The sequence below is a fragment of the Epilithonimonas sp. UC225_85 genome (assembly GCF_042695135.1).
Lineage (GTDB): Bacteria > Bacteroidota > Bacteroidia > Flavobacteriales > Weeksellaceae > Epilithonimonas.
This window is the reverse complement of the sequence record NZ_CP170547.1, coordinates 2,919,585-2,931,471: the sequence shown is the minus strand read 5'-3', so window position 1 is coordinate 2,931,471 and position 11,887 is coordinate 2,919,585. Positions and strand designations below refer to the sequence as shown.

8 protein-coding genes are annotated in these 11,887 nt (G+C 37.1%); 6 read left to right on the top strand and 2 right to left on the bottom strand.

The genetic code is table 11. The annotated features are described in order from the left end of the window. Positions 1–4 precede the first annotated feature (4 nt). Both ACFJGY_RS13370 and kbl read left to right on the top strand, forming a co-directional pair. On the top strand, positions 5–1,945 hold the full coding sequence (locus ACFJGY_RS13370) for a M1 family aminopeptidase (RefSeq protein WP_379964723.1): 1,941 nt from the start codon (positions 5–7) through the stop codon (positions 1,943–1,945). A gap of 201 nt (positions 1,946–2,146) precedes the next feature. Continuing rightward, positions 2,147–3,340 carry a glycine C-acetyltransferase gene (gene kbl / locus ACFJGY_RS13365; protein ID WP_379964721.1) on the top strand — a complete coding sequence of 398 codons (1,194 nt, stop codon included), beginning with the start codon at positions 2,147–2,149 and terminating at the stop codon, positions 3,338–3,340. A gap of 173 nt (positions 3,341–3,513) precedes the next feature. Here the strand turns inward: kbl and rplS are convergent, their stop codons facing one another. Together rplS and ACFJGY_RS13355 are read right to left on the bottom strand one after the other, a co-directional pair. Next, entirely contained in the window at positions 3,514–3,873 is a 360-nt protein-coding gene (rplS, locus tag ACFJGY_RS13360) for a 50S ribosomal protein L19 (RefSeq protein ID WP_133943841.1), read from the bottom strand. A 139-nt stretch (positions 3,874–4,012) separates the two neighbouring features. After that, complete coding sequence (locus ACFJGY_RS13355) at positions 4,013–4,447, bottom strand: FKBP-type peptidyl-prolyl cis-trans isomerase (RefSeq protein WP_074719289.1); 435 nt, start codon at positions 4,445–4,447, stop codon at positions 4,013–4,015. Between the two features lie 399 nt (positions 4,448–4,846). Between ACFJGY_RS13355 and ACFJGY_RS13350 the strand changes: the two genes are divergently transcribed. From ACFJGY_RS13350 to ACFJGY_RS13335, 4 genes are all read left to right on the top strand, one after another. After that, the gene (locus ACFJGY_RS13350; RefSeq protein ID WP_379964718.1) at positions 4,847–5,272 is read left to right on the top strand and encodes a Fur family transcriptional regulator; all 426 of its coding nucleotides are present in this window, start codon (positions 4,847–4,849) and stop codon (positions 5,270–5,272) included. Positions 5,273–5,426: 154 nt separating this feature from the next. Beyond that, entirely contained in the window at positions 5,427–7,361 is a 1,935-nt protein-coding gene (locus tag ACFJGY_RS13345; RefSeq protein WP_379964716.1) for a heavy metal translocating P-type ATPase, read from the top strand. Between the two features lie 66 nt (positions 7,362–7,427). Continuing rightward, entirely contained in the window at positions 7,428–9,161 is a 1,734-nt protein-coding gene (locus tag ACFJGY_RS13340; RefSeq protein WP_379964714.1) for a cellulase family glycosylhydrolase, read from the top strand. 134 nt (positions 9,162–9,295) lie between these two features. Continuing rightward, positions 9,296–11,764, top strand: coding sequence for a hypothetical protein (locus ACFJGY_RS13335; protein ID WP_379964713.1), 2,469 nt, complete (start codon positions 9,296–9,298; stop codon positions 11,762–11,764). The last annotated feature ends 123 nt before the right edge of the window (positions 11,765–11,887 follow it).

The following is an 11,887-nucleotide window of genomic DNA, read 5'->3' as shown; positions in this document are numbered from 1 at the left end:
TAAAATGAAACGTTTTTACACATTAGTGATTATTTGTTTAACATTTGGTTCGCTTTTCGGACAATTTGGTAATATTGAAAGAAAAGGGTTGATTAGATCTGAAAAAAAATCTGCCTCCCGATCGATTTTGGATGTGAATGTGAATCCGAATACATTAAACTATGATTTACAATATGTTAGATTAGAGTTTGATCTTGATCCTACACAGCAGTTCGTTTCCGGAACAATGACTTCTCATTTTAAAATGTTGGCAAATTCCAGTAATATTTATTTCGACCTAGCAAAGATTCTGACAGTTTCTACAGTAAAATATCACGGTCAGAATTTGACTTTTCAGCAATTGAGTTCAGATGAAATTAAAATTAATTTTCCGGCAGCTTTGACAGCTCAGACTACAGATTCTTTATCAATAACTTACAGCGGAGTTCCTATTAATACAGGTGCATTTGCCAGTTTTGAAGCAGGAACAACGCCTGCCGGAGATCCGGTCTTAGCTACATTATCTGAACCTTATGGTGCAAAAGGTTGGTGGCCGACAAAACAAAGCATGAATGATAAAATAGAAAAAATGGATATCAAAGTTACCACGCCGGCTCAATATACAGTTGGCTCAAATGGAAAACTGATGTCAGAAACTATACTAGGAAACGGAAAGAAGCTTACCTATTGGCAAACCAATTATCCAATCCCCGCTTATCTTTTTGCGTTAGGAATTTCCAATTATACAAAAATGAATTCCACGATTACTACAACAGGAAGTTCTTTTCCTTTCCTTAACTACGTTTATCCGGCTGATGCAAATGCAGATACACAGGCAAGCCTCGACTGGACAACAAGTTGTATGCAGAATTTTGAAGATAAATTTGGATTATATCCGTATAGAGACGAAAAGTATGGACACATGCAATTCAATTGGGGTGGTGGTATGGAACACGCGACAATGACTTCAATGGTCGGTTTTGGTGAAGGTTTGATTTGCCACGAGTTAGCGCATCAGTGGTTTGGAGACAAGCTTACCTGCGGAACTTGGAATGACATCTGGCTGAATGAAGGTTTTGCAACATTTGGTGAGCATTTGACTTATGAAAAATTATTAATGAGTCCTTCTCAGTTTCAAAATTATCTTGCAGGTGAGATAAATGATATTACAAGCAGTTCTGGTGGAAGTGTGTATGTTCCTGACTCTGGATTGAGTGATATCAACAGAGTTTTTGACGGAAGATTAACTTACGCTAAAGGAGGTTTTGTATTAAGAATGATAAAATGGATTCTCGGCGACGATCAGTTCTATGCCGTTTTGAAAGCCTACCAGAATAATCCGGCATTTGCATATAATTATGTGAAAACAACGGATTTTAGAGATTTCCTGACATCTTATACAGGAAAAGACTTCACTGGATTTTTCAATGATTGGATCTATGGAGAAGGTTATCCGATTTATCAGATCAGATGGACTCAGAATACAACAACCAAAAAACTGACTTTCCGTGTTGGGCAAACCAGAAGTAGCTCTACAGTTAGCTTCTTTGAAATGCCGCTTCCAATAAAAGTGACAGGATCAGGCGGACAAACTGCTTATTTTGTTTTGGATCATACCTCTAACAATCAGTATTTTACTCAGGATGTAGCTTTCACAGTGACGGGTGTTACTTTTAACTATGAAAATCAAATCATCACAAAAGGATCTACAGTTACTAAGGATAATACGCTTGCTGTAAACGATATTAATAGAGATAATATCAATGTCTATCCTAATCCGGCCAAATCATATATCAAAATTTCTGGTTCAAGTAAGTCAACAGATTATGAAATTTTCTCAATCGATGGAAAATTAATCAAAAAAGGAACTTCAAATCCAGATTCAGAAATTAACATTTCGACATTGGTTAAAGGAACTTATATTTTGAAGTTTAACGATCAGTCAGTTAAAATTATAAAAGAATAATATATTTATTGGGGCAGCTTTTCCGTCTTCCACTCCCGCTTTTTTCTTTTTTTAGAAAAAAGAAAAAGAGCTCCGTTCAAGCCGGGCTGCTGCAATTCAATGTTCAAAGATAATTATCGATATTCAAAACATAAAAAAGTTAAAAAAAGCACTCAATTGAAGTGCTTTTTTTATTTTTGTTAAAATCGAAAATCAATAAAAATGATATCACAAAAATTCCTCGAAAACATTACAAACGAGCTAACTAATATAGAAAACGACGGTCTTTACAAAAAAGAAAGAATCATCACTTCCCAGCAAAGTGCAGAGATTGAAGTTGGCGGCAAGAGGTTACTTAACTTTTGTGCCAACAATTATCTGGGATTATCCAATAATCCGGAAGTTATGAAAGCTTCAAAAGATGCCATAGATTCTCACGGTTACGGGATGTCGTCCGTTCGTTTCATTTGCGGAACTCAGGATATTCACAAAGATTTGGAAGCTAAGATTTCCAGTTTCTTAGGAATGGAAGATACCATTTTGTACGCCGCGTGTTTTGACGCAAATGGTGGTGTTTTCGAACCATTGTTTTCAGAAGAAGATGCTATTATTTCAGACGAACTCAATCACGCTTCTATTATTGACGGGGTTAGACTTTGTAAATCTGCAAGATATCGTTACAAGAATAATAATATGCAGGATCTGGAAGCTCAATTGATTGCCGCTTCCGAAAAAAATCACCGTTTCAAAATCATCGTGACCGACGGCGTCTTCTCAATGGATGGAATTGTTGCTGACCTAAAAGGCGTTTGTGATTTAGCAGATAAATATGATGCGTTGGTAATGGTAGACGATTCTCACGCAACTGGATTCATAGGAAAAACCGGCCGGGGAACGCACGAAGCAAATGATGTGATTGGAAGAGTTGATATCATTACTTCAACTTTAGGAAAAGCTTTGGGTGGTGCTTTAGGTGGATTCACTTCCGGCAAAAAAGAAATCATCGATATGCTGAGACAACGTTCTCGCCCTTATTTATTCTCAAATTCATTGGCACCAGGAATTGTCGGTGCCGCGTCCAAAGTTTTGGATATGATTTCCGAAGATACATCACTGAGAGACAAAGTAATGGAAAATGCAGAATATTTCCGAAAAGAAATGAAAGCCAAAGGTTTCGACATTCCAAACGGAGATGCAGCTATTGTTCCGGTGATGTTGTATGATGCAAAGTTGGCGCAGGAAATGGCAGAGAAACTTTTATCAGAAGGAATTTACGTGATTGGATTCTTCTATCCTGTTGTTCCAAAAGGAAAAGCCAGAATTCGTGTTCAGCTTTCTGCAGCGCATTCCAGAGAAAATCTTGACAAAGCAATTGCAGGCTTCGAGAAAGTAGGGAAAGAGTTGGGTGTTATTTAATAATTAAATAAAATTTCATCAAAATTATTTCCCCAACCCTAAAGGGAGTAATTTTGATGAAATTTTAAATGAATTTTCTCCCTTTAGGGTTGGTATAAAAAATTCATTTAGCTTTAAAAAACAAAAAGACCAGCAAAATTGCTGGTCTTTTATATTTCAAGAAAATCTCAGGATTATTTTTTACCTCCGTAAGACTTGTCTTTAATTCTTGCTTTTTTACCTCTAAGGTCTCTGAAGTAGTAGATTCTTGCTCTTCTAACTTTACCTTGTCTGTTAACTTCGATTTTTTGAAGTGCAGGCATATTGATAGGGAAAACTCTCTCTACACCAACATCACCAGACATTTTTCTGATAGTGAAAGTCTTAGTAAGACCAGTTCCTCTCAATTGGATTACAGTACCTTTGAAGAACTGAGTTCTTGTTTTAGCACCCTCTTTAATCTCGTAATACACAGTGATGGTGTCACCGGCTTTGAATTCTGGGAATTCTTTTTTCGTAATGTACTTATCTTGTACGTATTTTACTAAATCCATTTTTTGTAATAAAAAATTTGTTTTGTCAAGCCAAGCAACATTCACGTCCTTCGTCAGAGGTTGATTAACAGGTTGCAAAAATAAAAATAATTTTAATAACTACAATGCAATCCGACAATTAAATTCAATTTTTTTCAAATTACTTGATTTCCAACAGTTCCACATCAAAAACCAATGTGCTGTTTGGACCAATTTCTTTGCTCACTTCTTGTTCACCATAAGCCAAATGTGGCGGAATCGTAAACCTAAATTTACTGCCAACAGACATCAATTGCAAACCTTCTGTCCAACCTTTGATTACTCTGTTCAATGGAAAAGAAGCTGGTTTTCCACGTTTTACGGAGCTGTCAAAAACTTTACTAGTAATGGTGGTTCCGTGATAATGGCATTTCACTGTACTTTTCGCTGTCGGTTTTGGACCTTCCGTTTCTACCAGAATTTCATATTGTAAACCACTTGGCAAAATCGTCACGCTTTCTCTTTTCCCGTTTTCAACCATATAATCCTGACCACTTCTCAGGTTTTTTTCAGCCAGTTCTTTTTTTCTTTTGAATAACAAATCCGCTACGCCCATTTTAATTTTTTTTCAAAGGTATTTATTATCCGTTAATTCATCAAAAAATTCCGACTTATTTCCCGTAACTTTGATCGGAAAATTTAAGATAATACAATTGATTAGGAGCTTAATCCCGCTGTCCACTATATCTTTTTTATTTTTTCAGACGTTTTGTCTTCCAATTGAAGCTCAGTACCAAAAAAATAAAAAAGGATGCCGTTCCCATCGGGGCTAGGGGTTTTGTAAAAGGTTCATATTTTTTAATCAAATATGATTTAGACCAAAGATTAGAGGTATTTTTTCTTTGCTGAGTTTTACGCCTTTGCGAACCTTAAAATATTTTCAATAATGTCAAAAAATCTTTGCGGACTTTGCGTTAAAATTTAATATTAATAATTTCATTTCAGGTAATACATTATGAACAAAGAAATCGAAAACAAACTCATCCACAAAAATACCAAACCAACAAGTATGAGAATTTTGGTGTACGATTTTCTAAGCTCACAACAAGTCGCAACCTCCTTATCCGAAATCGAAAATCACTTCGACAACGCCGACCGAACCACAATCTACCGAACCTTAAAAACTTTCGAAGAAAAAGGAATCGTTCACAGCATTCAGGAAAATACAACCACAAAATACAAATTATGCCACGACGACTGCGACGAGACAACGCACAAAGACTGGCATCTCCATTTCTATTGCAAAATCTGCAAACAAACCACCTGCAAAGAAGATATCTCGTTCCCCGAAAGTATGAAAACCGATTTCAGAATCGATGAAATAAAACTTTTTGCCAAAGGCATTTGCGAAAATTGCCTTGAAACTACTTTCAATAATTAAAACATCCTCTCTTGTCAGTCTGAGGCTCTCGAAGACTCACAGTATTTATTTTTAGACCAATCGCCAATCGCTAAGGACCAATTGCCATCAGCCAACTAATTTTGCAATAGCATTGCATTTGCATTACCGCTACATTTGTTAAAAATTATTCGATATGGAAAAATGTTGCGGTACAAAACCAAAAAAAGAACACAACCACGAAGAACACGACCACAGCGACCACGACCATTCTCACAGCAATTCAAAATTGGGATTGATTATCAGTTTGGTGATATTCTTTTCCGGCTTAATATTAGACTTTTGGGTTAAAGCGGATTGGTTTACAAACAACGTTTGGCTGAGATTCAGCTGGTATTTTGTGTCCTATGTTTTAGTGGCATTTTCGGTTTTCAAAGATGCGTTTCAGTTGGCTAAGAGTTTTGATTTCTTCAATGAATTTTCTTTGATGGGAATCGCGACAATTGGAGCATTTGCAATCGGTGAATTTCCGGAAGGTGTTGCTGTAATGCTGTTTTACACGATTGGCGAAATGTTCCAGGAATCTGCTGTCAACAAAGCTAAAAATAATATCAAAGCGTTATTAGATGTTCGTCCAAAAGAAGCCACAGTGTTCCGAAACAATAAATGGGAAACAATTTCTCCAAATGAAGTAAAAGTCGGCGAAAAAATTCAAATTAAAGTTGGCGAGAAGGTGCCTTTGGATGGGATTTTAATCTCAGAAAAAGGAAGTCTCGATACATCCGCTTTGACAGGCGAAAGCAAACCTTCATCCATCAAAAAATCAGAAAATGTTCTTGCCGGAATGTTGAACCTCGACCAAGTGATAGAAGTTGAAACCACCAAATTATTCGAAAATAGTTCTATTGTCAGAATCTTAGAAATGGTTCAGGAAGCAAGTTCCAGAAAAGCAAAAACCGAATTATTCATCAGAAAATTTGCAAAGGTTTATACGCCAATTGTTTTCGTTTTGGCTTTATTAATAACTTTCATTCCGTACTTTTTTGTTGATGATTACATTTTCAGAGATTGGCTTTATCGAGGTCTGGTTTTCCTGGTTATTTCTTGTCCTTGCGCTTTGGTCATTTCAATTCCTTTAGGCTATTTTGGTGGCATAGGCGCAGCTTCACGAAACGGAATTTTGTTCAAAGGTTCCAATTTCCTAGATATGATTGCAAATGTGACAACCGTTGTAATGGACAAAACCGGAACACTTACGAAAGGTGTTTTTAAAGTTCAGAAAGTGGTGACCAATGATATTTCTGAATCTGAATTTCTATCAATTTTATCTTCAGTCGAAAGTCATTCCACGCATCCGATTGCAAAAGCGATTTCGCAATTTCATCCATCAAATCAAAATCCGGAATCTGTAGAAGAGATTTCAGGAAAAGGCATCAAAGCTGTCATTAATCAAAAACAAATTCTCGCAGGAAACACGCAATTGCTGAAAAGTTTTAATGTCAATTATCCTTCAGAGTTAGACCAGATTGTAGAAACAACAGTTGTTTTGGCAGTTGATAATCAATATAAAGGTTATGTTTTGATTTCTGATGAAGTGAAAGAAGATGCAGAACTGGCAGTCAAGCAACTTAAAAACGCTGGTGTGAAGACGATGATGCTGAGCGGCGATAAAGACACATTAACCCAAAATATTGCTAAAAAACTAGGCATTGATTCAGCGTTTGGAAGTTTGCTTCCCGAAGGTAAAGTGGAAGAATTGGAAAACCTGAAAAAAAATCCAAAAGAAATAGTAGCTTTCGTTGGCGATGGAATCAATGATGCACCGGTTTTAACTTTAAGTGATGTCGGAATCGCAATGGGCGGATTAGGTTCCGATGCAGCGATAGAAACCGCAGATGTCGTCATCCAAACCGATCAGCCTTCGAAGATTTCTACAGCAATACAAATCGGAAAAGCTACCAAGAAAATCGTTTATCAAAATATAGGTTTGGCTTTCGGTGTCAAAATAATTGTATTGATTTTAGGTGCTGGCGGATTGGCAAATATGTGGGAAGCAGTTTTCGCAGATGTTGGTGTAGCCTTGCTTGCAATCCTAAATGCGGTACGAATTCAGAATATGAAATTCAGTTAATATTTAAAGTTTTCCAAATTTATTTTTGGTTAAGAAAATAATATTATCTTTATCAAAATCAAAATTATGATGAGATATACCGTGTTTTGTGCTTTATTATTGTCTCAATTTGGGACATCTCAAGGGTTTTTAAAGACTCAAGGTCAGAAAATTGTGGATTCGAAAGGTGAGAATATTTATCTGAAAGGTCTTGGATTGGGCGGCTGGATGCTTCAGGAAGGTTATATGCTAAAGACCGATGACTTTGCCGGACCTCAATTCAAAATCAAAGAAAAGATTGCAGAAGTTGCAGGAGAAGATGGTAAAAATGAATTCTATAAAGCCTATCTCAAAAACGGAATTACCAAAAAAGATATCGATTCCTTAGCAAAATGGGGATTCAATTCCATAAGACTTCCAATGCATTATGACCTTTATACTTTACCCATAGAGAAAGAAAAAGTGAAAGGCGAAAATACCTGGCTGGAACAAGGTTTCAAAATGACAGACGACCTTTTGAAATGGTGCGAGGACAACAAAATCTATTTGATTTTAGACCTTCACGCTACACCTGGCGGACAGGGCAACGACGCCAATATTTCGGATAATGATAAGACCAAACCTAATCTTTGGCAAAGCCAGGAAAATCAGAAAAAGACAATCGCACTTTGGAAAAAACTGGCAGAACGTTACAAAGATAAAGAATGGATTGCAGGTTATGATATGATCAATGAACCGAATTATGGTTTCACAGGCAAGAATCCAAACGGAACAGACGAGATGTCAAATGCGCCACTTTGGAAACTTCAGAAAGATATTTCGGACGCCATTAGACAAGTTGACAAAAACCATATTATCATTCTTGAAGGTAATGGATGGGGAAATAATTACAACGGTCTGCCTAAACTTTGGGACGACAATATAGTTCTTAGTTTTCATAAATACTGGACAACCAACTCAACAGAATCGATTCAGAATATTATAGATATGCGTCAAAAGCTGGATGTTCCGGTTTGGTTGGGAGAGACGGGGGAAAATTCCAACGTTTGGTTTACGGAGCTTAATCAATTATTATTGAAAAATAACATCGGTTATGCTTATTGGCCAATGAAAAAGATTGATAATATCGCAGGCGTAACAAACGTTAAGATAACTTCAGATTATCAAAAACTACTGAATTACTGGAAAAATGGTGGACAAAAACCTTCAAAGGAATTTGCCAAAAAAGCCTTGATGAAAATAGCTGACAACTACAAAATGGAAAACGTAGAAATCAAGAAAGATGTAATAGATGCGATGTTCCGACAGGTGAATGATGAGTCGACTAGGCCTTACAAAGACAATAGTGTTCCCGGAAGAATATTCGCCACAAACTATGATCTTGGAAGATTCGGAAGTGCTTATTCGGATAATGATTTTCAGAATCTCTGGGTAAGCACAGGAAGCCACACAGAATGGAACTCAGGAAATAAAATGCGGAATGACGGTGTTGATATCTATCTTTGCAATGATAAGATCAATAATAAATATTACGTCGGAAAAACCGAAAAAGGCGAGTGGCTTCAATATACTGTGAAAAGCACTCAGGCAAGAAAGTATAAAGCTAACATTCGTTATAATAATGAATCCAGTCAAGCTTCTGAGTTGGTCATCAAAACTGAAAATGGCGACGACCTTGCAACGGTAAAACTTCCACCAACAGGAAAGAATATCTGGAAAACAGTTTCTCTGGATAATGTAAACATTGACAAAGGAGAAAATAAACTAAGGCTTTACTTCGAAGCCGGAAATGCAAACCTCAATTACTTCGAACTGAACTAGGAAATCGAAAATAAATTATTCAAAACATCTCATATTATCTGTGGGATGTTTTTTATTTCAGTAAATTTAAAGATTGGCTGATAAATTGCCTACAGACTAAGGTTAATATTTAATCTTTTAAAATAACTGATACTATGATGAGATCGCTCTACCTGCTTTTATTCTCAATTTCCTTTTCCTTGCTTTATTCACAAAGCACGCTTACCGTCACCAGATCCGATAATCAGAAACCAATCAAGGGTGCAACAGTTTCTTGTAACGGGAGGATTTTGGGTAGAACAAATGATAAAGGAATTACAACTTTTAAAACTAAATGCCCGAAAGTGGACGTAGAAATCGATAATTATATCGGAGATGAAGTAGTCGTAGATAAAGTGATGGAACTAGCCCTTGACAGAGATAATATCAAAAGTACACAGATAGAAGGTGTTGTTCTTACCAATCAGACCGATCCTCGTGCGCTGGCAATTATAGATAAAACTTTCAAAAGGTTCAAAGAAAATTCTCCGAACGCATTGGATTCTTATTCCTATAAATCTTACGAAAAAATGTCTTTTGATCTGGATGAAGACAGTATTAAGGATTATTCGAGATTCGTAGAAGCAAGGAAAGATTCTCTTTCCAGAGCTACCAACAGATTGCTTCCCAAGAAAGAAAAAGACAAAAAAGATTCTATAGAAGGCGAACAGATGATGTCGGTGGCAAAAGACAGCAAACTGTTTCTTTGGGAACGCGCAATGGAATTTCTCTACTCCAAAAAGTATGGCGAGAAAGTTAATATTCTGGATAACAGGATTTCCGGTTTGAAGAATCCGGTTTACGAAATGCTTGCTTTAAGGTCCAACAGAGACAAAATTCCAAGAGAAATTTTACCAGAAAACAGAAGCCTTTATCGATATTTCCTTACAGACTCTATCGAGATCGAAGGCAGAATGAATTATGTCATCAGATTCCGACAGGTAGATTACAAAGTACCGATCAACAGAAGAAAATACAATGGCTATCTCTACATAGACAAAGATTCTTACGCCATCAAAAAGATAGAAAGCAACAGCAAAGTGAAGTCTGATGGAAACATCACTTCGATCTGGGTTCCAATCAATGACAAGTGGTTTCTGAAAACAGAAAACCTCAAGATCAAAATGGGTGTTTCAGAATTTGAAACTATTCAGAAAAAGGACAATGAAACTGCCGAAGAGAAAGCGGCAAGACTCGAAGGTGTCAAAAAATTCGGGAACTATGCTTATATGAAAGCTGACTATTTCGACTTCAAAACACCGGTAGATCTTAAAGCTTCACAGTTCAACGGCTATACAATGAGTGTCGAGAATACGGACGGAACACTCCTTAAACAATACAGAACGGACAGTCTCTCTGCCAGAGAAAAACTCACTTATGTCAAGATCGACAGTCTGGGAAAAAAATATACTTTGGACAGAAAGGTTCAGGTGCTTACTGCTTTGTTGAGGGCTAAATTCACTGTTGGAATGGTGGATATCAATCCATTGCAAACCAAATATAACAGATATGAAGGTCTTAGATTAGGTGCAGGATTTAAACTGAATGAGAGATTCAACAAGTATATTTCTCCTGATGTATATCTGGCTTATGGTTTCAAAGATCGTGGTTTTAAGTACGGTGCAGGTGTAGATTTCCGAACAACTTTGCAGAGAAACTCATTCTTCAGAGTCGAATATTTCAATGATGTCGCAGCTTCCGGAAGGTTCAGTCAGAATCTCTGGAGCGCCAAGATGAATATCAATAACAGCGGAATGTCCATCCGAAACGACAAATATTATAAATACGACGGCTTCAGACTGGGGTATCAGGTAGATCTTACCAATTCTCTGACTTTGGATTTGTCGGGTAAAAAACAGAACGAAGAAGCAGGCTACCCGTATGAGTTTATGGGAATGTCCAGAAAGTTTGAGAATTTCAGCTCAATGGCAACCATCAAATTCTCTCCGAACAGCCGCAATATTATGACACCTTACGGCAAATACACCTATGAACAGAACTTCCCTGAGGCTTTTCTTAATTATGAGCAAGGGTATAAAAGTTTAGGAGGTGAGTTTAATTACAGCAGATTCGATGCCTTGCTGACACACCAGTTCCGTACAGCCTGGGGTACAACACTGGCTCGTGCGTACGGAGGATACTATGTTGGGAAAGCTCCAATGTGGCACCTTTTCGAGATGGGTGGTCTGGATGCCAACAGCGGTACCGGTATCTTATCCAATTTCTCTTTGACCAGTTATTTGGGATTTGCAACGATGACTTCCGGGAAATATTTCAATGATAAGTTTGCAGGCTATTACGTTTCGCACCAGATCCCTTGGTATTTCAAAAGCTTTGGTAAGAACACTTCCAGCTTCAATATCATCTACAGAGGTATTGCAGGTGATCTGAAGAATCCGGAATACCACGTGGTAGAGAATTTTTCACCGCTTGATCATCTTTATCAGGAAGTCGGTTTTGAGTATAATAACTTCCTGAGCTCAAGATTCAATCTGGCATTTTTCTATAGAGTCGGGTATTATAATACAAGTAACTTTAAGGATAACTTCGGAGTTCAGCTGAAGCTTAAGTTGCTAGAGTTTTAATATTTTTTTGGCAGCTTTATCCGCCTTCCGTTCCCAATCTTTTTTGCCGGAGATTTGTATCTTTGATTGGAGATAAGCATTTAGCAAAAAAGGATTTCCACTCAAGTCGGGCTGCAGGTTCAG

What these genes read in the sequence shown, in the direction of transcription:
- ACFJGY_RS13370 (WP_379964723.1), top strand. Translation starts at nt 5, where the DNA reads ATGAAACGTTTTTACACATTAGTGATTATTTGTTTAACATTTGGTTCG.
- kbl (WP_379964721.1), top strand. Translation starts at nt 2,147, where the DNA reads ATGATATCACAAAAATTCCTCGAAAACATTACAAACGAGCTAACTAAT.
- rplS (WP_133943841.1), bottom strand. Translation starts at nt 3,873, where the DNA reads ATGGATTTAGTAAAATACGTACAAGATAAGTACATTACGAAAAAAGAA.
- ACFJGY_RS13355 (WP_074719289.1), bottom strand. Translation starts at nt 4,447, where the DNA reads ATGGGCGTAGCGGATTTGTTATTCAAAAGAAAAAAAGAACTGGCTGAA.
- ACFJGY_RS13350 (WP_379964718.1), top strand. Translation starts at nt 4,847, where the DNA reads ATGAACAAAGAAATCGAAAACAAACTCATCCACAAAAATACCAAACCA.
- ACFJGY_RS13345 (WP_379964716.1), top strand. Translation starts at nt 5,427, where the DNA reads ATGGAAAAATGTTGCGGTACAAAACCAAAAAAAGAACACAACCACGAA.
- ACFJGY_RS13340 (WP_379964714.1), top strand. Translation starts at nt 7,428, where the DNA reads ATGATGAGATATACCGTGTTTTGTGCTTTATTATTGTCTCAATTTGGG.
- ACFJGY_RS13335 (WP_379964713.1), top strand. Translation starts at nt 9,296, where the DNA reads ATGATGAGATCGCTCTACCTGCTTTTATTCTCAATTTCCTTTTCCTTG.